This window comes from Microbispora sp. CSR-4 (assembly GCF_008033685.1).
GTDB lineage: Bacteria > Actinomycetota > Actinomycetes > Streptosporangiales > Streptosporangiaceae > Microbispora.
Genome location: NZ_VJVX01000047.1, coordinates 1 through 24,623 on the forward strand (window position 1 = coordinate 1; position 24,623 = coordinate 24,623).

Below are 24,623 nucleotides of genomic sequence, written 5' to 3' on the forward strand. Positions count from 1 at the left end.
CACCTCCTCGCCCACGCGACCCCTCCGCAGTCGGGTGGGCGCGCCCGCGGCGCCCGCCCCCCGCGGTCCCGCCGCCCCCCCCCGGGCCGCAGGGGGGGCGCGGGGGAGGGGCCCCCCCCGACGGGGTGGCCTCCCCCCCCCCGGGCCCCCCCAGGGGGGGCCCCCCGCCTCTGCGGCCCGGCCGGGCGCCGCGGCGAGCCGCCGCAGGCACGCCAGCACGTCGGCGGGGGTGGCGTCGGACACGAAGTACGGATAGGGCTTGACGTGCAGGACGACCTCGCCCGCGAGCCCGCAGGCGAGGAGATCGTCGGCCAGCACGAGATCGGGCAGCAGTTCGCGCCCCGCGTTGTCGGCGACCAGGCAGATCCTCCCCGGGGCGGCGGCCTCGACCAGCGACCACAGCAGCGGGCGGTCGTCCACGACCAGGTCCGCGGCCTTCTCCCGGTCACCGGTGAGGGTGACGCCGAAGGACAGGTCCGCCCGGTTGCCCCAGAGCGAGCCGAGCAGCAGCGCGTCGGCCCGCTCGGCCGGGGAGAGCGCGGCGGTCTCGTCGAGCGCCGCCAGCTCACCGTCCACGTCCGGGCCGTCGAGCTCGGCCTGCTTCATCGGGCCGAACGGATCGATCCCGCGCCACGGGCCGTCGCCGAAATATCCGGTGGCTTCGAGCACCTTCCGATAGAAGTAGCTCTCCCCCCACAGGAAGGGCACGTCGACATAGGGGCGGCCGATCTTGCCGCGTCCCCACTCGGCCCAGGCCGCGGCGTCGTGCGCCGACGGCTCCAGCGGCTCCATGACGTCGCGCACGACCTCGTCGAGCAGCCGGTCGAGCGCGCGCCGCCGGTCCGGCGAGTACGGCAGCGCCTCCGCGACCTGGCGGACGAGCACCGGGTGCCGCTCCCTGAAGACGCTCAGCGCGTAGGAGCCGGGGACGTTCCCCATGATCGGCGGCGGGGTTGGCAGGGCCTCAGCCACGGTCTCGTCGCGGGCACCACTCATCCCCGGCGTCCTCCCTCTGCTCGCGGAACGGCACCGCCAGTAAATCGCAGCGGCCGGGCGACCGAGGGAGGCGGGGGCAGGCGTGGGGACAACCGGGCCTGGCAGGGCCCAGTTGCGTGCCCGTACGGGTGATGTGGTGGGGGCGGAGCGGGAGCTGGCGTTGGCCGGTGAGGCGGCCGATCGGGGTGCGGAGTCCTTCTCTCCAGGGGACGGACGCGCGAGGGGACCCGCCGCTCACCGCGTCAGCCGTCGCTCACCGCGTCAGCCGTCGCTCGCGGTGTCAGCCGTCGCCGGTCATGCGGCCGAGACGTTCCATCGCCTCGATGTACTCCTCCACCATCTCGAAGACGACCTGTCTGGCCGGCTTGACCTGGTTCATCGCACCGATGATCTGCCCGGCCGGGAACGTGGCCAGCTCGGTCACGTCCGACCTGCTGATCCGCCGCAGCGCGTCGGAGATCAGCATGAACTGCAGCGGCATCGGCAGCGTGCCGGGCGACTCGGCCGACTCCCACGCGTCGGTCCACTCGTTCTTCAGCAGGCGGGCGGGCTTGCCGGTCCAGCTCCGCGACCTGACCGTGTCGCGGGAGGTGGCCGCGATGATACGCCGCCGTACGGTCTCGGAGGTGTCGGCCTCCTCCACGGCCAGCCAGATCGAGCCGGTCCACACGCCCTCGGCGCCGAGCGCCATGCCCGCGGCCATCTGGCGGCCCGACCCGATGCCGCCCGCGGCCAGGACCGGCACGTCCACCGCGTCCACCACCTGCGGGATCAGCACCATCGTGGAGATCTCCCCGGTGTGGCCGCCGGCCTCGGTGCCCTGCGCCACGACGACGTCCACGCCGACCTCGACCTGTTTGATCGCGTGGCGGGGCGTCGAGGCGAGCGCGGCCACCTGCACGCCCTTGGCGTGCGCCTGCTCCACGACGTCCGCGGGCGGCGGGCCGAGGGCGTTGGCGAGCAGCGCGATGGGGTGCCGGAGCGCGACCTCGACCTGCGGCCGGGCGGTCGCGTCGGTCCAGCCGAGCAGCACCTTGCCGGAGTCGGCGCCGTCGAGCGGCGGCACGCCGTGCCGGGCCAGCAGATCCTCCACGAAGGCCCGGTGCCCCTGCGGGATCATCCCCTGCAGCCGCGCCACCAGTTCTGCGGGAGTGTCCACGTCGAGGTCCGCGCCCGCGTAGGAGGCGGGCATCACCACGTCCACGCCGTACGGACGACCGTCCACGTGGTCGTCGATCCACTTCAGCTCGATCTCGAGCTCTTCCGGGGTGAAGTACAGGGCGCCGAGCACGCCCATGCCGCCGGCGCGGCTGACCGCGGCGACGACGTCCCGGCAGTGGCTGAAGGCGAAGATGGGGAACTCGATTCCGAACATGTCGGTGACACGTGTCCGCATGCCTCGAACGTACGACGGCCCCCACCGAACTGCAACGCGTTCTAATAAGCCGCGCCCGACAGGTTCCTACCAGTCGGTAACCATTCCCCGGAGGGCGGGAGAAAGCCCAGGCGAGAACGCGTTTCACGCCACGGCCGACGCCCCAGCCGCACCACCCGTCACAGTGGTGACGACAGCTCACGGGCCAAAGTCAGATTTCATGACAATGCGGGATTGCGGCCATAACACGAGGGTCGTACCGTCCCTCTATGGATCTGGAGATCCGCCATCTGAGAATCGTGCACGCGGTCGCCGAAGCCGGGAGCGTCACGAAAGCGGCCACCCGGCTCGGCCTCGCCCAACCGTCGCTCACCGCGCAGCTCAAGCGCATCGAGCGATCACTCGGAGGTCCGCTGTTCGAACGCGACCGCAACGGCGCCCGGCCCACTCCTCTCGGCGAGATGGTGCTCGCCCGCGCCCGGGTGCTGCTGCCCGCCGTACGGGACCTCCAGGAGGACGCGGTGAGGTTCGCCAACACCTCCGTCAAGCTGCCCGGCTATCGTCTGGGCGCGACGAACGGGCCCATACTCGGCGGGCTCGTCGAGCGTCTGACCGCCGACCAGCCGGGCATCCCCGTCACCACCCGCACCTCGTGGTCGGCCGCTGAGCTGACCTCGCTCGCGGTCGCGGGCCGGCTCGACTTCGTGCTGCTCGGAACGTGCGGCGACAGCCCGCCTCCCCCGGCCGAATCGATGAACTGGACCACGGTCGGCACCGATCCGGTCTTCGTGCTCCTGTCCGAGGATCATCCCCTCGCGGGAGAGAAGGAACTGGAGCTGTCGAGCCTCGCCGAGGAGCACTGGACGGTCGCCCCCGGCGACGGCTGTTTCGCCGACTGCTTCGCCGCCGCCTGCGCCCGGGCCGGGTTCGTCCCCGAGTCCATCTACGAGACGGACGTGGCGACCTGCCTGCACCTGGTCGGAGTGGGCAAGGCGGTCGCCCTGTGCCAGGCCACCTTCCGGCTCACCGCCGGGCTGGTCATGATGCCGCTCGCCGGCGCGCCGCTGCGCTGGCGGCATCTGCTCGGCTGGCACGCCGACTCGATCGGCGCGCGGGCCGCCGCCCCCGTCGTCGCCGCGCACGCCCGGGCCGCGTACGCCGACGCGGTGCGGCGCAGCGCCCGCTACGCCGACTGGCTCGCCACCAACCCCGAATACGGCGCGGTTCCCTGAGCGGTTCCCCGACCGAAATCGCACGACCGGCGAATTCCGTCATGAATGACGGCGTACGAAAGGGCTATTTCGGAATGCTCCCGCGGGCGTGGTGCGGGAGCGGCCAATTTCGGGCCAGCGAATCCTCTCGCGAGGGCGGTTCCATAACTCGGTGATAGGGGCGAACTGATAGATCCACCGGAGAGCGGAGGTCGGTTACGTTGACGGCACCCCCAGAGACAAGGAGAGCCCCACATGCTCCACAGACGCACCGTACTCGCCGGATGCGCTCTGGCCGTCACGGCCCTCGCCACGGTCGCCACCCCCGCCGTGGCCGAGCCGAACGACTCTCCCGCCTCCTCCGGCCTCAAGCCTCCGCCCGCCTTGGTGGACGCCATGCAGCGCGACCTCGGGCTCACCCCCGCCCAGATCGACGCCCGCCTGGCCAACGAGGCCAAGGCCATGTCCGCCGACGCCAAGGTCCGGGCCGCGATCGGCGACGCCTACGCCGGTTCCTGGGTCACCGGCACCACCTCCGAGAGCTTCATCGTCGCCACCTCCGACGCCTCGAAGGCCGGTGCGATCCTGGCCGCGGGCGCGCAGCCGAAGATCGTCGGCCGCAGCCTCGCCGCGCTCGAGTCGACCGAGGCCGCGCTCGACCGGGCCGCCGCCAGTGCGCCCGCCTCCACCCCCGTCTGGTACGTCGACGTGCGCAGCAACAGCGTCGTCGTGCTGTCGTCCAACCCCGCCGAGGCCGAGGCGTTCGTGGCGGCCAGCGGCGCCGACACGTCGGCCGTACGGGTCGAGCAGTCCAGCGAGCAGCCGCAGACCTACTACGACGTGCGCGGCGGCGACGCCTACTACATCAACGGCTCGGCCCGGTGCTCGATCGGCTTCTCCGTACGCAAGGGAAGCACGAACGGCTTCGTCAGCGCCGGCCACTGTGGCCGCGCCGGCAACACCACGACCGGCTACAACCGGATCGCGCAGGGCACCTTCCAGGGCTCCTCGTTCCCTGGCGACGACTACTCGTGGGTCGCGGTCAACAGCAACTGGACGCCCACGGGCTGGGTCAACAACTACAGCGGCGGCAACGTGGCCGTGAAGGGCTCGTCCGTGGCCCCCGTCGGCTCGTCGATCTGCCGCTCCGGCTCGACCACCGGCTGGCGCTGCGGCACCGTCCAGCAGCTCAACGCCAGCGTCCGCTACTCCCAGGGCACGGTGAGCGGCCTGACCCGCACCAACGTCTGCGCCGAGCCCGGTGACTCCGGCGGCTCGTTCATCTCGGGCAACCAGGCCCAGGGCATGACCTCGGGCGGCTCGGGCAACTGCACCGTCGGCGGCACCACGTACTTCCAGCCCGTCAACGAGGCCCTGTCGGTCTACGGGCTGACACTCGTCACCGGCTGATCCGGCCGATCACAGGAGGCTCTCCCGCCGGCCCGGCACGGGGTCAGCGGGGGAGCCTCCGCCATATGGGGCGGGGCAGCAGCCGCATGACGGCGAACGCGAGCCGCAGCCGCGCGGGCACCCACACGGTCACCTTCCGCGTGTCCAGGGCCTCCATCACGCCGTCCGCGACCTCGGCCGCCGTCACCGACATCGGAGCGGGGGTCATCCCCCGCGTCATCCGGCCGATCACGAACCCCGGCCGGACGACCACGACCCGGGCCCCCGAGCCGTGCAGCGCGTCGGCCAGCCCCTGGGCGAAGCCGTCCAGCCCGGCCTTGGCGGAGCCGTACACGAAGTTGGCCTTCCGCACCCGCACCCCGGCCACCGACGACAGCACGACGAGCGTGCCGTGGCCCTGCTCGCGCAGCCGCCGCGCGGCGGCCAGGCCGATGGAGACGTGGCCGCCGAAGTTGACGGCGACGTCGCGGGCGGCGGCCACCGGGTCGGCGTCATAGACCGCCTGGCTGCCGAGTACGCCGAACGCCGGGATCACCACGTCGAGGTCGCCCACCTTGGCGGCGGCCTCCTCGATCAGGCCGGCGTGCGTCTCCGGCCGGGCGGCGTCGAAGTCGAGCACGTGGACCTCGGCCCCGAGCCGTTCGAGCTCCTCCACCGGCGCGGTCCCGCCCCGAGCGGCGAGCACGACCCGGCGGGCGCCCCGCCGGACCAGCCGCTCCACGATGGCGAGGCCGATCTCGCTGCGCCCGCCGAGCAGCAGGACGGTGTCGACCGAGCCCAGCGCGTTTCTCACGACCACTCCCACGACGACGGAACCAGCACAGAACTCAGCACAGCCGCAGCCTACGGGCGAGATCGGAGACGAAGACGCCGTCCGGGTCGGCCCGGCGCCGGATCTCCCGCCACTCCCCCAGCCGCGGATAGGTCGCGGCCATCGTGGCGGCCGACATCCGGGAGTCCTTGGCCAGGTAGAGCCGCCCCCCGGCCGCCGCGACCCAGCCGTCGAACTCGGTCAGCATGGCGGCCAGCCCGCGCTGCCCGGCCGGGATGTCCAGGGCCAGCGTCCACCCCGGCATCGGGAACGACAGCATGCCGGGCGTCCCCGCCCCGAACCTCTTCAGCACGGTCAGGAACGACACGACGCCCGCGCCGGACAGCCGCTCGACCACCCGGCGCAGCGTGTCCTCCGCCCCGAGCGGCACCACGAACTGATACTGCACGAAGCCGCGCGGGCCGTACATCCGGTTCCAGCCGGCCACGCCGTCGAGGGGATGGAAGAACGGCGCGATGCCCTGGACGATCCGGCGCGGGGCGGCGGGCGCCTTGCCGTACCAGGCGGCGTTGAAGGCCCGCACCGTGGCCCGGTTGAGCAGGCCGCCGGGCGCCCAGGGCGGCGCGGACAGCAGGGGCCGCGGCGCGAACGCGAGCGGGTTCGCCCGCGCGCGGGCGGGCAGGTCGCCGGGCGCGGCGTGGTCACCACGGGTGAGCACGCCCCGGCCCATGCGCCCGCCCCGCGCCAGCAGGTCGATCCACGCGACCGTGTAGCGATGCCCGTCGTCGGTCGCGGCCATCGTCTCCAGGGTCTGGTCGAGGTCGCGGGTGCGCTCGACGTCCACCCGCATCCACGCCGTCTCGATCGGCACGCACTGGAAGGCCGCCTCGACGACGATCCCGGTCAGCCCCATCCCGCCCACGGTTGCCCAGAACAGGTCGTCGCCCGGCCCGAGCGTACGTACGACGCCGTCGGCGGTGAGCAGGCGCAGCGACCGCAGATGGGCGCCGAAGGAGGAGTCCACGTGGTGGTTCTTGCCGTGCACGTCGGCCGCGACGGCCCCGCCGACCGTGACATAGCGGGTGCCGGGGGTCACCGGCACGAACCAGCCGCGCGGCACGAGCGCGGTCATGAGGTCGTGCAGGCTGACCCCCGCCGACGCGGTGACGAGCCCGGTGGAGTCGACGCGCCATGACCGCTCAAGTGCCGTGCAGTCGAGCACGAGCCCGCCCGCGTTCTGCGCGGCGTCGCCGTACGCGCGGCCGAGCCCGCGGGCCACGACGCCGCGCCTGCCCGCCTTCGCCACCAGCTCCGCGGCCTCCTCGGCGGTGCGCGGGCGGACCACCGTCGCCCGCGTGGGCGCGGTGCGCCCCCATCCCGTCAGCGGCGTCGTCATGCCAGTTGGATACCGCATGCCAGCAGGATCAGCATCAGCGCGAGGAACACCTGGAGCGGGCGGTCGCGCAGCAGCAGTTCCTCGGGCTCCTCGCCCACCCCGCGGTCGACGAGCAGCGCGTGCCGCAGCACGACCAGCACGAACGGCACGATGCTGAGCGCGCAGAACGCCCTGGCCGATCCGGTGTGCTCCTGGAGCGCCCACAGGCAGTAGGTGACGATCATCGCTCCCGAGGCCATGACGCGCACGTGGCCGAGGTAGCTCGCGGTGTACGTCTCCAGGGTGGCCCGGGCGACCTGGCCGTCCTGCGGCCCGGCGCGGAGCTCGGCCTCGCGCTTGCCGGCCACCAGCAGCAGCGAGCCGAGCGAGACGACGACCAGGAACCAGCTCGTCACCGGCACGGCCACGGCGACCGCCCCCGCGTACGCGCGCACGACGTGGCAGCCGGCCACCGCGACCAGGTCCACCACGGGCTGGTGCTTGAGCCACAGGGTGTAGGAGAAGGTGAGCGCCAGATAGGCGGCGACGACGGCGGCGAGCGGCCACCCACCGGCCAGCCCCACGAGCAGGCCGGCCGCCAGCAGCACCGCGCCTGCCGTCCGCGCGAGCCGTACGGACACGATCCCGGCCGCGATCGGGCGCAGCCGCTTGCGGGGATGGCGCCGGTCGGCGGCCACGTCGGCCGCGTCGTTGAAGAGGTAGGACCCGGCGGCGGCCAGGCAGAAGGCGGCGAACGCGACGAGCGAGCCGCGCAGCCCCGCCCCGGTGGTGAGCACGCCGGCGGCGGCAGGAGCGGCGAAGACGAGCGCGTTCTTGAGCCACTGCCGGGGCCGGCAGGCCCGCACCAGCCCGGCCGCGCGGGAGCGCCGGGAGGGCGTGCCCGCCGGAGGCGCCGCCACCGGCGGGTGCAGGACGCTGTCCCGCTTCACGGGGTCGGCCGGCTTCCCGGGTCAGTCCGCGCGGCCCGGCCGCAGCAGCCACACTCCGACGACGGCGAGCGCGAGCCCGAGGATGAGCGACACCAGGGGGAGCGTCGTCTTGATGAGCGTGATCTGGGCGATGTTGTCCCGGGCCGTTTTGACGAGCTCGCCGATGGTCTGCGGCGTGAACGAGGCGGTGGCGATGAGGGCGGGCATGCGCTCGACGCCGTCGGCCGTCTTCAGCACCTCGTGGCGCTGCTGCTCCTGCTTGACCGGGACGCCGGTGGTCGGCTCGACCCAGAAGGTGTTCACGCCGTCGTAGACACGGTCGACCTGGATGTCGCCCGTCCCCTTCATGCCGAGCACGGAGGCGGGCGCGCTGAGCTGCTCGACGGGCGTCGGCGGGATCTTCTGCACGAACCGGTAGACCGGCAGGCCGTCGATCGTGTCCTCGCCGTCGAACGTCGCGTCGTACGCCTTGCGGGTATCGGTGTTGAACACCTGATAGGTCTTCTTCTCGACGCCGAACGGGAACAGGAAGATCTGGCCCTGCAACTGCACCGGCTCCGCGCCGGAACCGCTGTTCACGCTCGTGCCGCAGCAGGTGACGCCCTGGCCGTTGTATTTGTTGAACGCGCTGCGGAACTGCGTCATGGAGATCTGCGGATTGTTGTTCGTCACGTCGTTGGCGTTGGTGAACTGGTCCCACACGACGTGGTCGTCCTTGGCCTCCTTGACATCGCCCCTGGTCGTGACCGTGATGTCGAGGGTGCCGGTGAGGACCTTCAGGTCGCGCATGCTGAAGTAGCGGGCGTTTTCGGCGGTCAGCCGCGTGACGCTGTATTGGTTCGCCGGCGCCTGCACGAGTTTGTCCGCGACCTGGAATCTCAGCAGCGGCGCGAGAACGACGAGGAACGCCCCGAGTCCTACGAGGACCACTCCCAATCCGCGGCGCATCGCTCCTCCTGGGGCAGGCCAGATACTACCTATTTGTCCTGAAACACGTTCCTATTTCGCTGTATGTTAGACGGGGCGGTGACCAACGTCACGAGGGATGCGGAAAAGTGACCGAAACAGGTTCTAGCTCGACGGCGACTCGTGACATGTTACCGGCCGGTTCGCAACCTGTTCGTGACACACCGGTGCTTTCCGGTCAGGTGCCTGCCGGACATGTGGACGCCCTCGACGGTGTGCGGGCGCTCGCTGCCATCGCCGTCCTCGTGTTCCACGTCGCGATCGAGTCGGCGGCGGCATTGCACGACAACTTCTTCAGCAGCCTGCTCGCCCGGGGCGACGTCGCGGTGCCCATCTTCTTCGCACTGTCCGGGCTGCTCCTCTACCGGCCCTACGCGCGTGCCGCGCTGCTCGGGGAGCGTCCCCCGAGCACCCGGGTCTACCTGGTCAAGCGCGCCCTGCGCATCCTCCCGGCGTACTGGCTGGTCGTGGTCGCGGCCATGACGCTGTGGGCCGGGCCGCACCTCGGCGACGTGAAGACGTGGCTGCAACTGCTGCTGCTCGGCCAGACCTACGAGATCCACCCCTGGTGGTTCGGCCTCGGGCCGCGCGGGCTCGCCCAGATGTGGAGCCTGTGCGTCGAGGCCGCGTTCTACGTGCTGCTGCCACTGGTCGCCGCCGTGCTGGCGGCGTACGCGCGGCGCGGCGGTCCCGATCTCGGCAGGCGCGCCCGGCGGCTGCTGACCGGCGTCGCCGTGCTCGCCGCGTCGTCGTTCGCGTGGGCGCTGCTCACCTATTTCCCCGTCTATCGGCCCTACCTGAACACCTGGCTGCCCCGAGCCTGGGTGTTCTTCGCGATCGGCATGGCGCTGGCCGTCGTCTCCGAGTGGGCCCGTCAAGAGACCCGCGAGGACGGCCCAGCGCACCGGTTCGTCCGGGCGGCGGGCGCGTCGGCGGGCTCGTTCCTGCTCGTCGCCGCCCTCGCGTACGCCGTGGCGGCCTCGCCGCTGACCGGCACGCGCTTCAGCGGCGTGGACGGCGTGTGGGCCGACCTGTCGGAGCTGGCCCTGTACGCCACCGTGGCGGCCGGGCTGGTGACCCCGGCCGCGCTGCTGCCCGCCGGGGGCTCGCCGTACGGGCGCTTCCTGGGCAGCCGGGTGATGCGCTTCCTCGGCCGGGTGTCCTACGGCGTGTTCCTGTGGCAGTTCGTGGCCCTCTATCTCTGGTACGACTTCACCGAGCAGCGGCCGTGGAGCGGGAACTTCGCCGGCAACCTCGTCGTGGTCGGCGCGTTCACGCTGCTGCTGGCCACGCTCACCCATCGCTACGTCGAGGAGCCGGCGAGGCGCCTCGCCCTCCGGGCGACCTCTTCACGGAGGGGGACGCGGAGGGGGACACAGACGGAGACGGAGACGGAGATCTCTTCACAGAAGGCGAGGGCGACGGGGAAGGAGACGGAGACGGCGGCGTCACCGCGTCCGTAGGGGCGGGCGCGCCGGGCACGGGGTCGCCGTAGGCGAAGCCCTTCAGGCAGACCGCCGCCGGGTCGTCCAGCCGGATCAGCAGCCCCTTGCCGACGGCCGTGACCGGGAAGTGCACCAGCGCGCCACTGGATCCGGTGGCATGGAACCGCAACCGCCCCTGCTGCCCGCTCATCTCGTAGCTGCCGGTGCCGTCCCGCTTCGCGGTGTAGGCCAGCCCGGCGACCGGCCCGGGCCCGCCGAACGAGACGACGTCGGGGAAGAAGATCGCGTCGCCGAACAGCGGGAAGCACGAGCGGTCCCCCGGCGGCAGCACCCCGACCGACGCCTTCACCTCGACCGGCGCGAGCCCGCCCTTGTCGTCGAAGACGAGCGCGTGCTCCGACGGCTCGGGCACCCGCATCCGGGCGCGCAGCGCGGGCCGGGCGAGCGGGGCCAGCAGGTGGTGGCTGAGCCTGCGGTTGCCGTTCCACGGCAGCACGATGCCCTCGGGCAGCGGGCTGGAGTAGATCACCGCCGTGTCCGGCGTCTTGGCGAGGGAGGCCCGTACGGCGGCCAGGTAGGCCCGCACCCGGTCGCCCGACAGTGTGTCGCGGTAGTTCTGGATCGACACGATCGACATCGCGAGATAGGCGCCCGCGACGAGGCCCGCCGCCGTCGGCAGCCCGCTCCCGGGGGGAATCGGCCGGCGGTAGGGCGCGGTCTCGTCCCGGGCGGGCAGCAGTGCGAGCCCCAGGCAGACCGCGAGCACGATCGCGGCGTCCGCGACATAACGGGTCTCGGAGCCGACGACCTGGGCGAGCCCGGTGCCGCGGGCGATCGCCGTGGGCACGCCGTCCGCGGCCACCAGGTAGCCCGCCAGGATCACCCAGGCGCGTACGGCCCGCCGCCGCCACAGCACGGTGGCGACCACCAGGGCGGCGAGCACGGCCCACCCGGCGGCCACCAGCAGCGGGCCGGGGTCGGCCAGCCCGCCGTTGGGCAGCACCGGGCCCCACGACAGCGGCCCGCCGACCACCCCGGCCGGGAAGACCTGGCCGAGAAGGCGGCCCAGCAGGCTCGCCACGTCACCCGGAGCCGGGACGGCCGCGCCCTCGCCCGGCGCGGTGCCGCGCCGGGCCAGGTAGAGCGCCGCGTATCCGCCCATCAGCAGCACGTAGGAGCCCCACAGCCGCCAGTGGGAGCGCAGCTCGCGCAGCATGAGCGCGATCCACGGGCCCGCCCACGGCCGCAGGTGCGACGTGGTGAGCGCGAACAGCAGGAACGGGACGAAGACCCCCTTCGTGCTGAACGCCATGCCGGCGAGCACCCAGTAGAACGCCCGGCGGGCGTGCCGCGCCCCGCCCTCCCCGGCCCACCTGACCTGGGCCGCCAGGGCCATGACCATCGTGAGCTGCAGCGGCACCGCGTTGATGGCGGCCGACCACCAGCCGAAGGCCGGGACCGTCAGCGGCGAGAACAGGGCGAAGGCGAGCGGCAGCAGGATCCCGGGCCGGGTGCCGAACAGCCGCACGAGCAGCCGCAGCAGCATCGCCGCCACCGCCGCCTGGACGGCGAGCGTGACCGCCGAGACCAGCAGCCAGTCGTACGGCGACAGCCGCGACAGCACCCAGGTGAGCCCGAGCGCCCCCGGCATCAGGTGGCCCTTGTGGACGCGGAACAGGAAGTCGAACGTCAAGGAGTGCTCGTAGGCGTCGCCCACGAACAGGAAGTCGTCCTCCACGAAGGACGAGGACGTCAGCACGGGGATCCGCACCGCCAGCGACGCCACGACCAGCAGGACGCCCGCGATCATGACGGGGTTCCGCAGGCCCGCCCGCCATCCCGGCAGGGCCCCGGGCCGTTCCGTACGCGTGGTCTGAGTCATCGGAATTCTCCCAGCGCCGTGGGACAAAGGGGGATGTTATGCTCCGGCGCACCCGACAGGAGAGGGACGTCGTGCACGCCGAGCCGTTCCGCGCCGACCTGGCCCGTTCGATCCGCCTGTTCAGCGCCTTCCGCAAGGAGCAGACCGACCCCGACTTCTTCTACGGCCTGCTCGCCCGGGACACCGTCGCCCAGCTCGCGGCGTACGCCGACCTCGACGGCGCGCTCGTCGCCGACGTCGGCGGCGGGCCCGGCTACTTCACCGACGCGCTGCGCGCCGTGGGCGCGCGGCCGGTGTGCGTCGACTGCGACGCCGGGGAGATGAGCGCGCGCACCGGCGCCATCCCCGACGGCGCGGTGCTCGGCAGCGCCCTCGACCTGCCGATGAAGACCGGATCCGTCGACGTCTGCTTCTCCTCCAACGTGCTGGAGCACGTGCCCGATCCGTGGCGGATGGGCGACGAGATGGTGCGGGTGACGCGGCCGGGCGGCCTGGTCTACCTGTCGTTCACCAACTGGCTGTCGCCGTGGGGCGGCCACGAGACCTCGCCGTGGCACTACCTGGGCGGACATCACGCCGCGCGCCGCTACGCGCGCCGCCACGGCCGCTCCCCCAAGAACGTGTACGGGACGAGCCTGTACGCCGTCTCGGTGGCCCGGGCGCTCGCGTGGGCCAGGCGGCATCCCGGCGCCGACCTCGTCGACGCCCTGCCGCGTTACCACCCTCGCTGGGCGACCCCGGTGATCCATCTACCCGGCGTTCGCGAGATCGTGACCTGGAACCTGCTGCTCGTGCTGCGCCGCCGCTGACCTTCCCGGCCGGACGCCGATCGCGTAGCCGCCGGCCAGCAGAATCGCCAGCAGCCCGCACCCCAGCGGGATCCACTCGCGCGTCAGCAGCATCCACCGGCGGAACCGGGCCGCCTCCCCGGCGAAGGCGTACACCTCGGCGGTGCTCGTCGTCAGGTCGGCGTCGAAGGCGACCAGCCGCTCGACCTGGTCGGGCGTGCGCAGCGTGTCGCGCCGCCGCTCCTGCGTGCGCACGGTCAGACCGCTCTCCGGCTCGACCCAGATCGTCCGGGTGATCTCGGTGTATCTCGCCACGGCGACCCGCTCCTCCTCCGGCATGCCGACCGTCGTGCCGGGCACCGGGCCGGGCAGATCGGCGGTCTTCACCGGCCCGGCCGAGTAGGTGTAACGGTAGGTCGGCACGCCCGCGACGGTCTCCTCGCGCTCGAACCGCAGTTGCTCCTCCCGCCGCAGCAGCGGGTCGAACATCGCGTACGAGCGCGGCTCGGCCCGGGCGGGCAGCCGGAAGGCCAGCCCGGTCTGCCGCACGCCGGGATCCTCGTCCACATAGGCCGCGCAGCAGTCGACGGCAAGACCGGTGCGCCGGTCGAAGGCCGTGCGGCGCTCGTGATAGTCGACGCGCTCGCCGTCCCGGGTGTCGAGCGAGGAGAACTCCACCCACACGGCCGTGTGGTCGTCGCCCGCCCGCGGATCGCCATAGACGGCCACCGTGTTCTGCACCGGCACGTCGCGGTGCAGGCGGAAGGTCGCGGTGTCGAGATAGGTGGCCGAAGGCGAGACCAGCCGCTGCACGCGGGTCTGCTCCAACGGCATGACCGTGGTCCGCGGATAGACGTAGAAGTGGAACAGCGCCCCCACGGTGACCAGGAAGGCGATGCCCGCCAGCAGGAGCGGGCGCCGCAGCCGCACGAACGCGTCCGTCACCGGCTCACCCCTCCCTCGTCCCGTACGGCGGCCAGCAGCCGGGCCAGCACGACGAGACAGAGCGCGTCGGCGGCGAGGCCCTGCCCGGCGGCCTGGGCGAGCCCGGCGAGACCGAGCGCGACCAGCGCCACCCACGCGGAGGCGGCATGGCGGGCGAAGACCCGGAAACGGGTCGGATCGGCGTGCTGAGCGGCGGCGATCCCGCGCAGCCACAGGAACGCCGCCAGCGCGGCGGCGACGACGGCCACGCCCGCCACGCCTCCGGCCCACAGCCCGGCGACCGGCGCGGCGATCCACACCCACAGCACACGGACGCGGCCCGGCCCGGTGGCGCGCAGGCGCGACCGGCCCCGCACCAGCGCCAGGGCCACCACCACGAGGGCCAGGCCCAGCCCGGCGAGCAGCGCCGCGCGGTAGGCCGGGTCGGGCTCGTAGCGCAGCACCACCTCGCCGCCGCCGGACGGCAGCTCCCAGGCCTGCCGCCAGCCGTCGAGCCGTGCGGGGGTCAGCCGCACGCCGTCGAGGTACGCCTGCCAGCCGGCGTTGTAGTTCTCGTTGACCACCAGATAGGACGGCGCGGCTGCGGCCACCCGCAGGCGGCGCTCCTGCGGCCCCCATGACGTCACCGTGGCGGGGGTGGCCGTCACCTTCTCGTGTTCGGCTTCCGCTCCGTCGTCCAGCACCACCGAGCGCACCCGGAAGGCGTCGCCCGGCGCCACGCTGACCCTGCTGCGGCCCTCGGTCAGGTGCACGGGCGCGCAGCCCGAGTAGGTCAACGGGCGGCCGTTGAGCACGTCGTCGAGCGTGCCGCCGACCACCCGAGTCGGCACGTCGTCGCCGTCCACCCGCAGCGTCGGGCCATAGCCGCAGGGCAGCCGCAGCGGGATGGCGCCGAGGCCGCCGAGGGGCTTCACGCCGGGGATGGCGATCTCGGCCACCTCGATCGGGCGCGAGGCGGGCGCGGTGAACTCGATGGTGAACGTCCGCGTCTTCACCGCGGGGAAGGTGAACACGCCGTCTCTGTCCACCCACCCCTGCACGGCCCTCTCCCCCGCGCGCAGCGTGAGCTTCACGGGCGGGATGCCCTGCGCCGAGTCGGGGAACAGCACCCGGATCCGGGAGAAGCTCCGCTTTTCGCCCAGGTCGATCGACAGCGTCGGATGCCGGTCGAACGGCTGGGCGTACCACAGCGTCGCCGGGTCGCCGTCCATCGCCTGGCGGCCCAGCACGGCCCCGTGCTCGGTGGCGGTGGACGACGCGGTGACGTGGGGATAGCGGTCCGGCAGCGTGGTGAGCAGGTCCGCCGCCTTCGGATCGCTGAGCACGGCCTGCCCGCGCACCGTGCGCACGCCGGCGTGGGCCACCGGGACGAGCCGGTCGAAGCCATAGCCGTCCTCGCCGATGATCTGCAGCCGCGAGGAGCAGGTCCAGGTGACCGAGCCCCGCATGCACGCGTCGGCGTCCCCCCGCTTGGTGAGCAGCACGGTGCCCGGATCTTCGCCGGACACGTCGGGCACCGAGATCGTCCGCACCGCCCGTACGCCCGGGATGCGCAGGTCGGTGATGCCGACCCGGCTGCCGAGCGCCGTCTTCGGCTCGTACGCGAGCCGGGTCACCCGGATCCGCAGCCACGAGCTCGTCCCGGGCACCGGGCGCAGTGGCTGGAGCGCGTCGGTGCGCGCCACCGCCACCCGGCGGACGCCGCGCTCGGTCTCCAGCGCGACCTCGGCCACCGGCGGGCCGAGCGTCCCCTGCTCGAAGGCCGCCGAGATCTCGGTCAGGTCCACCGGGCCGGTGAAGCGGACCTCCAGCCACTCCCCGACCGCGCCCTTCCAGCCGTCCGACCGCCAGCCCGTGCGCGGATCGTCGTCCAGCGCGGCGTACGGCTGCCGCCCCGGGTCGCGCTGGCCCACGGCGGCGGTCACGGCGGAGTCCGCCGACGAGGCGGTGACGTCCTTCACGTCGAGATAGCGGGCGGTCGAGGTGGCCGACGACCATGCCGGGTCGGTGAGATCGGTGGTGACCGGCGCCTGGCCCTCCGTCAGCGTCGCCGACGCGATGCGCCGCACGTCACCGAACACGATGTCGCGTTTGCGCAGCGTGTCGGTGAGGATCGTGTCGCGGGCGGGGATCTGCGCCGCGCCCGGCTCGTCGCCGACGAGCACCGGGCGGTCGCCGGTGAGCAGTCCCTCCTCGGCCAGGTCGAGCATGGCCTCGGGGGCGCCCTCCACGTGCAGCGTGCCCGCGCGGGGCACGATCGAGGCGAGCGGCGCCGTCTCAGGGATCGTGTAGACCTCCAGCGCCGGGTAGGGCTGGTCGAGCCAGCCCGAGGCGGTGCCGTTCGCGGTCAGGCCCACCAGCGGCCCGAACTCGGCGGTCCTGGGCAGCCCCGAGTCCTGCAGCGTCTGGTGCACCCGGGCGGGCCAGGCGGTGCCGAGCGCCTCCCTGACCAGGTCGTTGCGGATGAGCAGGTAGGTCACCCCGGCCCGGCGCAGGGCCTCGGCGAGACCCGGCGAGCCGTGCCCGGTGGCGAAGCGCTCGTCCACCGCCTGCACGAGCCGGGCCAGGCCGGGCGACCCCCACGGCACGTTGGCGTGGGTCGCCCAGCGCACGGTCAGCAGCGACTGCATGGGCTCGTCGAGCGGACGTCCCCACAGGTATTCGCCCCGCGCCGAGCCGGGCATGGCGAGCACCATGCCGTCGCCCGTGTTGCGGTTCAGCCAGGCCGCCGCCTCTCGCCAGTAGGCGGGGATGTCCGCGAAGGCACCACGAGCGGTCACCCCGGCCGTACCGACCGGCACGAGCGTGAGCGCGAGCAGCCCGGCCGCCACGGCGGTGACGGGTCTGCGCAGCCGCACCGGGCCCGCTACGGGAAGCGCGGCGAGTCCGAGCGCGAGCGGCAGCCGGATCAGCGCGTCGAACTTGTGCAGGTTGCGGAACGGCGCGAGCGGCCCGTCGAGCAGGTCCCTGACCTGGCCGGTCCAGGGGTGGGCGAGGTCGCCCGCGTGCCCGGCGGTGACGATCACGAGACCGGCGATCACGGACAGCGCGAGGAACGTCCGCTCGGGGGTGGCCCTGCGGACGACGCCGGTCAGCCCGAGCCCTGCCACCAGCGCCGTCGCGGCGACCAGCCACGGCACGGTCGCCTGGTCGTAGGCCGCGGGAAGCCACGGCTGCCCGTCCACCGGCAGGAACGAGATCCAGCTCGACGTGCCGCGCAGCGCGTTCACCAGGGAGGTGACGCTGGCGGTCGCCGACGCCGTCTCTATGAACGGCAGGAACGAGAAGATGTAGCGCCCGAGCAGCAGCAGCGGGACGAGCCACCACATCGACACGAGGCCGACGAACGGCAGCCACCAGCCGAGCAGGGCCCACTTGCGCCCACCGTGGCGGCGGCTGAGCAGGTAGAGCAGCGGGACGACCAGCACGGCCAGCTCCGCCGCCGCGTTGACGCCGCCCGCGAACAGGAACGCGGCGGCCGACAGCGCGGCGGCCCGGCGCGGGCTCGCCCCTTCCCGCGTGCCGTGCACCAGGGGCAGCAGCACCCACGGCAGCACGGCGCTCGGCTGGAACTCCGAGGAGTTGATCCCGATCAGCGCCAGCGCGTGCGGGGCCAGGGCGTAGGCGAGCGCGCCGAGGAGCCGGGTGCCGGGCGAGCCGATGCCCATCGCCCGCGCCAGCCGTTCGGTGCCGAGGAACGCCGCGCACAGCACGAGCGACATCCAGAGCCGCTGGATGTCCCAGGCCGGCATGTCCAGGGCCCGGAAGAGCACGTAGAACGGCCCCATCGGGAAGAGATAGCCGTACGCCTGGTTCTGCAGGTGGCCGAAGTAGGCCGGATCCCACAGGTGGAGCGCGCGCGACAGGAACCCCAGGGGGTTCACCGCCATGTCGAGCTTGGTCTCGGAGATCACCGCGCCGGGCGCGGTGTTGAACGCGACTGCCGCCAGCAGGAGGCAGCCCGCCAGCAACCGGAGCCGGTGCCGCAGCGTACGGCCCGGCGAGCCCGCCGAGCCCGCGGCGGGCTCGGCCGAGGCGGGAGCCTCGCCGGGCGCCTCCGGCGTGCGGGTCACCGCTTCCCGGGCGGAGCCGGGCTCCCTCGGGTGGACCGAGACGTCGACGGACACGGGCGCTCAGGACTTCTCGGAGCGGGACTTCACAGAGCCGGTCTCGGGGCCGGACTTCTCGGGGCCGGACTTCTCAGCGCCGGACTTCTGAGGGCGGGACTTCACAGAGCCGGTCTCGGGGCCGGACTTCTCAGCGCCGGACTTCTGAGGGCGGGACTTCTCGGAGCCGGTCTCGGGGCGGGACTTCACGGAACCGGACTTCTGGGAGCCGGACTTCACGGGGCCGTCGCCGGGGGTTCGCGCGGGGAGCCGGTCGAGCTCGCCGGCCACCAGCCTGGTCATCGCCGCCCCGGTCTTCCCCCAGGTGAACTCGCCCGCCCATTGGCGGCATGCCCGCGCCATCCGCGCCCTGGTCAGGGGGTCGTCCAGCTCGCGCAGCGCCTGGCCGACCACGTCGGCGAGCCGCTCGCCGTCGCGCACCAGCCACCCCGTCACGCCGTGCCGTACGGAGTCACGCAGGCCGGCCACGTCGTAGGCGACGGTGGGCACGCCGAGCGCGGCCGCCTCGATCACGGTCAGCCCCCAGCCCTCGAACTCCGAGGCCGTGACGTTGAGCCTGGCGCCGCTCAGCACCGCGTTCTTCTCCCTCTCGGGCAGGAATCCGTGCAGGTGGACGCGTCCGGCCACGTCGGGCCTGCCCGCCCGCTCGGCCAGCCGGTCGTGCTCGGGGCCCCGCCCGATCACGTGGACGTGCAGGCCGGGACGGGCGGGCGCCAGCTCGGCGGCGAGCTCGACGACCCGCTCGACGCGCTTGTGGCCGACCAGGCGGCCGAGGTAGACGACGGCCGGGTCGCCGGGCACCGGCTCCCGCGCGACGGGCCGCGCGGTCGGGCTGCCGTTGGGCACCACCTCGATCGGCGCCAGCCAGCGCAGCCGCGCGCGCATCTCGTCGCGGGACGACTCGGAGACCGTCACCGTCGTGCACCGCCGATAGAGCAGCCGCGCCACCGGCCCCTCGATGAAGCAGCCGATCCGCGCCAGCCACCGGGGGAAGAAGGCGTAGAACTGCCGGTCGTGCACGTGGTGGACCACGCAGATCACCCGCGTACGGCGGCGCGCCACGACCGGCGAGAAGAACGGGATGCCGTTCATGCAGTCGATGATGACGTCGAACCGGCGGCGGTGCATCAGCAGCCAGAGCGGGACGAGAAGGTAGACCAGGTATTTGTTGCCCATCCGGCGCAGTTCGATGCCGTCACGCGCCTCGCCGCGGGTCTGGTCGCGCTCCCGGCTGGTGAGGAAGTGGACGCGCGCCCCCTGACCGACGAGGTAGGCCGAGACTCGCCAGGCGTACTCCTCCGCGCCGCCCGCGACGGTCTGGCTCGGTTCGCGGAAGTTCAGCACGGCCACGCGTACGCCGTCGAACAGCGGAACGGCGGCCGGTGCCGCGACCGTGCCGGTGGCCGCCAGATGCGGCCTGCCGGGCGGTTCGAGAGAGGGGGCCGGGCGCCCCGAGGACTTCGCCTTCGCACCCTGTGCGACCACGACCACTCCTTCGGGTGACGCGTCTCTGCGGGGAGTTCGGGGAGGCACCGCGCGACGTGGCCGCCCGTACGGGTGGTCCGGGTGCGGCGGGCGGGGCGGTGCGGGTGAACCGGGGCACGGACGCATGAGGGCATGGCGGAGCCACGCCCCTGACGAACTGGGTCTTCGCGGGGAGTCCTTTTCGAGAAAGTCCTTATGGCACGGGCGTCAGGTCTGGTGCGCTCACCTGTCGCCGTAGTTGTAGAGCGGCTTGTTCGGCGGCTCGGCGGTGGGCGCGGCCACGTTGACGACCGCCACGGAGGCGACGCCGGCGAGCACGGCCCCGACCGCGAGAGCAGCCAGCACCTTCAACACGTGGCTTCCTCCTTGTCGGAACGCACAGTGCCTAGCGGTATGTACGGTGCGCCGAGATTAGAACGTGATACAGCTCCTACACCAGAGCCTTGGTCAAACCGTGATAAAAAGACTTACCGTCCAGTATGCCGTGAGGCGCAGGTCTTCCCAGTTCACAGGCGTATCAGGAGAAGTTCCCGGCCTCTGTATACGGGGGTCACCCCCGGGAACCGAGACAAGAACGTGTTCTCATCGACTCCTTCCACGAGCACATACCGCACCCCCTCCCGCCGGAGCGCCACTGTGAGCGACGCAGTGAGCGACGCAGTGAGCGACGCAGTGAGCGACGCAGTGAGCGACGCAGTGAGCGACGCAGTGAGCGACGCCGTGGGCGGCACAAGTGCCGACACAGTGGGCGGCGTCGCGAGCGGCACTGTCGGCGACACTGTGGACACCGCGGGTGGCACGGTGCGCGTCGTGGGCGACGCTGCGGGCGGCTCGATGGGCGACGCAATGGGCGACACGGTGACCGACGTTGCGGGCGGTGTCGTGGGTGGTGTCGTGGGCGACGCAGTGCTCGGCACGGTGGGCGACGCAGTGCTCGACGCAGTGGGCAAGGCTGCGTGTGCCCCTGGCGCCGCTTCCGGAGCGGCCAGCAGCGCGCCGATGCGCCGCGCGCGCGGGCTCTCGGCGGCCAGCCGGATCCGCGTCCCGTCACCCGTGCCGACGACGAGCCCGTCGTTCCACACCACGGGCCGGGAGAACATCTTGGTGGCGGGGTCGAGGACGACCCGGCCGCCGTTCCACGCGAACGCCCGGTAGGCGCTCCAGGGCAGCGACAGCAGCGCGCCGGGCGCGGGATCCCCGTTGACGATGGCCTGCACACGGCGCCATTCCTCGGGATACTCGGCCGTCCCGAGCCTGCCGAAGGCGCCCAGCGCGAACGTCGGCAGGGCCAGCACCGGCACCACCACTGTGGCCGCCGCGACCGGAGCCGGCATCGCGGCGCGCAGGGCCGTCACCGCCACCGCGACCCCCACGGCCTGCGCCAGCGCGAGCGGCGCGATGTACGCCTGGCCGTCGCGGAGCGGGCCGAACCCCGCCCACCAGCCGATCAGAGCGCGCGGCACGCCCGGCGCGAACGCCCCGGCGCACGCGATCACGACACCGGCGCACGCCGCCGCGGCCAGACCCCGCCACCACGCGGGCCGCCGCACGAACCCAAGCCGCGCGAAGCCGAACCGTACGAACCCGAGCCGCACGAACCCCGCGATCGCGACGAGAGCGAGGGCGAGGCGGACGGCGGCGAGCGCGGGCATGTCCTGTCCCGGCACGGCGGCGTGGGAGTTCCAGATGCCGCCGAGCGTGAGCAGGCTGCCGAGCGTTCCGAAGGGCCCGTCCGCCCGGGGCGCGAAGGCGGCCACCCCGGCGGGGTCGGCCGCGGTGTCCGCCCCGATCACCGATGTGAGCGCAGGGACGAGCCACGGCAGGCTGAGCACGGCGAGGACGCCCAGTGGCGGCGACACCGACGAGAGCACCGCCCGCACCCGGCCTCCCCCGCCGCCATCACGGCCGTCTCCCTCGCCGCCATCACTGCCGCCCTCCCCGCCACCGTCCCGCCGGCACAGCGCGGCCACCGGGAGCACGGTCAGAGCGCTCACGAGCATGGCCTGGAACCCGCCTATGGCGGCGGGCAGGAGGGCCGCCGCGAGCCGCACGGCCCCGCCACGCGACACGGCGTGCGACCCGGCGTGCGACCCGGCGTGCGACACCGCGCGCACGGCCCAGGGCAGCCCGGCATATCCGAGCAGCAGCGCCCACTGTCCGATGAGCAGGCGCTGGGCCAGATAGGCGTTCCAGGCGTAGAACGCCGCCGCGGCCAGCCGGGGCACGATCCCGCTCCCCGGCAGGGCGTCGCGCGCGAGCGCCGCCGCGCCCGAGGCGGCCAGCACGAACAGCCCGAGCAGGATCGCCTTCTGCACGATCTCCCCCGGGATCACGGCCGACAGCACCGCCACGACCTGGTCGCTCGGCACGGCCCTGGGGAAGCCGTCGCCGAGGTGCACCGGCGGGTCCGGCACGAAGACCATGTCGTAGCGCAGGACGAATCCCGGTCCCAGGGCGGGCCCGAGCGCCAGCACCCCGAACGCCAGGCCGAGCAGGGCGGGCCCCAGCCGTACGAGCGCCGCCCCAAGGGCGGCGCCGTCACGCCCGGCGAGGCCAAGGCGCGCAAACCGGAAGGGCCGCCACATAGTCGTACAGGCTAATGGCAGGTCACCCGGGCGCCCGGTGGCCCGGGTGACCGGCCGGTCACCTGAGGGCTACTTGCCCGGCTCCGGGGCGCGGGGCAGGCCGAGCATGCGCTCGGCGATGATGTTGAGCTGCACCTCCGTGGTGCCGCCGTAGATCGTCATCGCGCGGGTGGCGAGCACGGCGCGGTTCCAGTAGCCGGCGTCGCCGAGCTTCCAGTCGGCGGCGGTGACGGCGGCCGGGCCGAGCAGCGAGACCGCCACCTCGGAGACGTGCTGCGCGTGCGCGGTGGACAGCAGCTTGCGCACCGACGCGTCGGCGCCCGGCTCGCTGCCGGCGAGCTGCTTGAGGGTCACCCGCAGCGACAGGGCGTTGATCGAGTGCGCCTCGCAGACGACGCGGGCGAGGTCCTGCCGCTCGGCGGGGGTGAGCTCACGGCCGAGCCGGCCGGCCAGGCCGAGCAGGTCGGGTACGGAGGCGCCGGTGCCGCCCGAGCCGGACGACAGCGAGACCCGCTCGTTCGACAGCGTGTTCCTGGCGACCCGCCACCCCTCGTTGACCTCGCCGACGACCATCTCGTCCGGCACGAAGACGTCATCGAGGAACACCTCGTTGAAGAGGTTCTCCCCGGTCATCTCGGTCAGCGGCCGCACGGTGACGCCGGGCGCCTTCATGTTCACGAGGAAGTAGGTGATGCCGTCGTGCTTGGGCTTGGACGTGTCGGACCTGGCGATGCAGATGGCCCACTCGGCGACGTGCGCCACCGACGTCCAGATCTTCTGGCCGTTGAGCTTCCAGCCGCCCTCGACCTTCTCCGCCTTCATCTGCAGCGACGCGAGGTCGGAGCCGGCCTCCGGCTCGGAGAAGAGCTGGCACCAGATCAGCTCGCCGCTCAGCGTCGGCGGCAGGAACCGCTCCTGCTGCTCCGGCGTGCCGTACGTGACCAGCGACGGCACCACCCACGCACCGATGATCATCTGCGGCGGCTTGATCTTGGCCGCCCTGACCTCCTGGTGGATGAGCACCTGCTCCAGCGGGGAGGCCGCGCGGCCCCAGGGCCTGGGCAGGTGGGGCATGACGAAACCGGCCTTGGCCAGTGCCCGCTTCTGCTCGGCGCCCTCCAGGGCGGCGATCTCGGCGAGCTCCGCCCGGATGGACGCGCGCAGCGGCTCCGACTCCTCCGGCAGGTCGATCTCCATCTCCCGGGCGACACCCTGGAGCGCGAGCCCGGCCACCCGGTCGGACCACTCGGAGGAGGAGCCGAGCAGCGCGCGGAGGGTCAGCGCCCGGCGGTAGTAGAGGTGCGCGTCGTGCTCGAAGGTGTAGCCGATGCCGCCGAACGTCTGGATCGCGTCCTTGGCGCACTGCACCGCCGCGTCGGGCGCCATGACGGCGGCGATCGCGGCGGCGTAGTCGCGCTCGGCGCCGTCCGCCCGGGTGGCGTCCCAGACGGTGGCCCGCGCCTGCTCCAGCGCGACCAGCATCCGCGAGATCTTGTGCTTGATGCCCTGGAACTGGCCGATCGGGCGGCCGAACTGCACCCGGACCTTGGCGTAGTCCGCCGCGGCGGACACGCACCAGGCGGCCACCCCGGCGGCATCCGCTCCGAGGACGATCGCGGCCACGTTCCGCACCTCGGCGCCGGTCAGGCCGGTCAGCACCCGCTCGGCGGGCACCCGTACGGCGTCCAGCTCGACCTTGGCCACGCCACGGGTGAGGTCGAGCGACTTGACCGCGGTGACCGTCGCCTGGGCGGCGTCGACGGCCACCCACTCCTCGCCGCCGTCCGTGGCCACCGGCAGGACCAGCACGTCGGCGACCGTCGCGCCGAGGACGTACCCGGCCGCGCCGCTGATCGTCAGCGTGTCCTCGTCGCGGACCCCGGTGATCTCGGCGTCGAGCGCCACCGCGCCGGTCAGCGACCCGTCCGCGAGCCCGGGCAGCAGCTCGGCCTGGGCCTTGCCCTCGGAGGCGAGGATCGCGGCGCTGGCGAGCACGGTCGGCACGATCGGGCCGGGCGCCACCCGCTCCGACAGCGCCTCGATCGCCACGGCCGCCTCCAGGAGGCCATAGCCGGAGCCGCCGAACTCCTCGGGGATGTGCAGCCCGAGCAGCCCCTGGCCGGCGAGGGCGGGCCAGAAGGATGGGCGCTCCTCCGTTCCCGGATCGGCGAGGACGCCCACCGTGCTCCGCACGAGGTCGGCGGGCACGGCCCGCTCGGCCCATCCGGTCACCGACTCGCGAAGCGCCTCGTGCTCCTCGCTCAGCCCGATCGCCATAAGATCCTCCAGCACTAGGTCCTTGTAGAACCAT

General features: G+C 73.2%; 16 protein-coding genes. 4 read left to right on the forward strand and 12 right to left on the reverse strand.

Annotation, left to right across the window (positions count from 1 at the left end; all coding sequences use genetic code 11):
* Nucleotides 1-996, reverse strand: a 996-nt coding sequence (locus tag FLV34_RS28615) for an ARMT1-like domain-containing protein (protein WP_147944570.1), incomplete at its 3' end; no start/stop codon positions are given.
* 280 nt (nucleotides 997-1,276) lie between these two features.
* Nucleotides 1,277-2,392: a nitronate monooxygenase family protein gene (locus tag FLV34_RS28620; protein ID WP_147944571.1), complete on the reverse strand. Its 1,116-nt coding sequence runs from the start codon at nucleotides 2,390-2,392 to the stop codon at nucleotides 1,277-1,279.
* A gap of 248 nt (nucleotides 2,393-2,640) precedes the next feature.
* Here FLV34_RS28620 and FLV34_RS28625 point away from each other — a divergent pair, with 248 nt between their 5' ends.
* Together FLV34_RS28625 and FLV34_RS28630 are read left to right on the forward strand one after the other, a co-directional pair.
* Nucleotides 2,641-3,603, forward strand: a complete 963-nt coding sequence (locus tag FLV34_RS28625; protein ID WP_142648204.1) for a LysR family transcriptional regulator — start codon at nucleotides 2,641-2,643, stop codon at nucleotides 3,601-3,603.
* 234 nt (nucleotides 3,604-3,837) lie between these two features.
* A complete protein-coding gene (locus FLV34_RS28630) occupies nucleotides 3,838-4,992 on the forward strand; it encodes a S1 family peptidase (protein WP_142648203.1) in 1,155 nt (384 codons plus the stop codon).
* A gap of 43 nt (nucleotides 4,993-5,035) precedes the next feature.
* Here the strand turns inward: FLV34_RS28630 and FLV34_RS28635 are convergent, their stop codons facing one another.
* The 4 genes from FLV34_RS28635 to FLV34_RS28650 are packed head-to-tail and all read right to left on the reverse strand — an operon-like array spanning nucleotide 5,036 to nucleotide 9,037.
* A complete protein-coding gene (locus FLV34_RS28635; RefSeq protein WP_142648202.1) occupies nucleotides 5,036-5,785 on the reverse strand; it encodes a decaprenylphospho-beta-D-erythro-pentofuranosid-2-ulose 2-reductase in 750 nt (249 codons plus the stop codon).
* A 34-nt stretch (nucleotides 5,786-5,819) separates the two neighbouring features.
* Nucleotides 5,820-7,160: an FAD-binding oxidoreductase gene (locus tag FLV34_RS28640; protein WP_147944572.1), complete on the reverse strand. Its 1,341-nt coding sequence runs from the start codon at nucleotides 7,158-7,160 to the stop codon at nucleotides 5,820-5,822.
* Nucleotides 7,157-8,089 (reverse strand): decaprenyl-phosphate phosphoribosyltransferase, encoded by a 933-nt coding sequence (locus FLV34_RS28645; protein ID WP_147944573.1) that lies wholly within the window; start codon nucleotides 8,087-8,089, stop codon nucleotides 7,157-7,159. Before FLV34_RS28645 ends, FLV34_RS28640 begins: the two co-directional genes overlap by 4 nt.
* Before the next feature lie 21 nt (nucleotides 8,090-8,110).
* On the reverse strand, nucleotides 8,111-9,037 hold the full coding sequence (locus FLV34_RS28650) for a DUF3068 domain-containing protein (protein WP_142648200.1): 927 nt from the start codon (nucleotides 9,035-9,037) through the stop codon (nucleotides 8,111-8,113).
* Nucleotides 9,038-9,237: 200 nt separating this feature from the next.
* Here FLV34_RS28650 and FLV34_RS28655 point away from each other — a divergent pair, with 200 nt between their 5' ends.
* Entirely contained in the window at nucleotides 9,238-10,518 is a 1,281-nt protein-coding gene (locus FLV34_RS28655; protein ID WP_261985938.1) for an acyltransferase, read from the forward strand.
* A 1,902-nt stretch (nucleotides 10,519-12,420) separates the two neighbouring features.
* A complete protein-coding gene (locus tag FLV34_RS28660) occupies nucleotides 12,421-13,191 on the forward strand; it encodes a bifunctional 2-polyprenyl-6-hydroxyphenol methylase/3-demethylubiquinol 3-O-methyltransferase UbiG (protein WP_142648198.1) in 771 nt (256 codons plus the stop codon).
* On the opposite strand, the gene FLV34_RS28665 is transcribed toward FLV34_RS28660, so the two are convergent.
* The 6 genes from FLV34_RS28665 to FLV34_RS28685 form a co-directional block, all read right to left on the reverse strand.
* A complete protein-coding gene (locus tag FLV34_RS28665) occupies nucleotides 13,132-14,115 on the reverse strand; it encodes a DUF3068 domain-containing protein (protein WP_187280767.1) in 984 nt (327 codons plus the stop codon). The genes FLV34_RS28660 and FLV34_RS28665 overlap by 60 nt on opposite strands.
* Nucleotides 14,112-18,242: an alpha-(1->3)-arabinofuranosyltransferase gene (locus FLV34_RS28670; RefSeq protein ID WP_261985939.1), complete on the reverse strand. Its 4,131-nt coding sequence runs from the start codon at nucleotides 18,240-18,242 to the stop codon at nucleotides 14,112-14,114. Before FLV34_RS28670 ends, FLV34_RS28665 begins: the two co-directional genes overlap by 4 nt.
* Before the next feature lie 6 nt (nucleotides 18,243-18,248).
* On the reverse strand, nucleotides 18,249-19,727 hold the full coding sequence (locus tag FLV34_RS28675; RefSeq protein ID WP_261985940.1) for a glycosyltransferase family 4 protein: 1,479 nt from the start codon (nucleotides 19,725-19,727) through the stop codon (nucleotides 18,249-18,251).
* 222 nt (nucleotides 19,728-19,949) lie between these two features.
* Entirely contained in the window at nucleotides 19,950-20,081 is a 132-nt protein-coding gene (locus FLV34_RS42770; RefSeq protein ID WP_256862666.1) for a hypothetical protein, read from the reverse strand.
* 152 nt (nucleotides 20,082-20,233) lie between these two features.
* Nucleotides 20,234-22,312, reverse strand: a complete 2,079-nt coding sequence (locus FLV34_RS28680) for a hypothetical protein (protein WP_187280768.1) — start codon at nucleotides 22,310-22,312, stop codon at nucleotides 20,234-20,236.
* Between the two features lie 69 nt (nucleotides 22,313-22,381).
* A complete protein-coding gene (locus FLV34_RS28685; protein ID WP_147944597.1) occupies nucleotides 22,382-24,589 on the reverse strand; it encodes an acyl-CoA dehydrogenase in 2,208 nt (735 codons plus the stop codon).
* Nucleotides 24,590-24,623: the final 34 nt, after the last annotated feature.

Bases quoted from the DNA above. Each gene is read 5' to 3' on its own strand.
- FLV34_RS28660 (WP_142648198.1), top strand. From the start codon at position 12,421: ATGCTCCGGCGCACCCGACAGGAGAGGGACGTCGTGCACGCCGAGCCG.
- FLV34_RS28650 (WP_142648200.1), bottom strand. From the start codon at position 9,037: ATGCGCCGCGGATTGGGAGTGGTCCTCGTAGGACTCGGGGCGTTCCTC.
- FLV34_RS28640 (WP_147944572.1), bottom strand. From the start codon at position 7,160: ATGACGACGCCGCTGACGGGATGGGGGCGCACCGCGCCCACGCGGGCG.
- FLV34_RS28625 (WP_142648204.1), top strand. From the start codon at position 2,641: ATGGATCTGGAGATCCGCCATCTGAGAATCGTGCACGCGGTCGCCGAA.
- FLV34_RS28680 (WP_187280768.1), bottom strand. From the start codon at position 22,312: ATGTGGCGGCCCTTCCGGTTTGCGCGCCTTGGCCTCGCCGGGCGTGAC.
- FLV34_RS28630 (WP_142648203.1), top strand. From the start codon at position 3,838: ATGCTCCACAGACGCACCGTACTCGCCGGATGCGCTCTGGCCGTCACG.
- FLV34_RS28685 (WP_147944597.1), bottom strand. From the start codon at position 24,589: ATGGCGATCGGGCTGAGCGAGGAGCACGAGGCGCTTCGCGAGTCGGTG.
- FLV34_RS28620 (WP_147944571.1), bottom strand. From the start codon at position 2,392: ATGCGGACACGTGTCACCGACATGTTCGGAATCGAGTTCCCCATCTTC.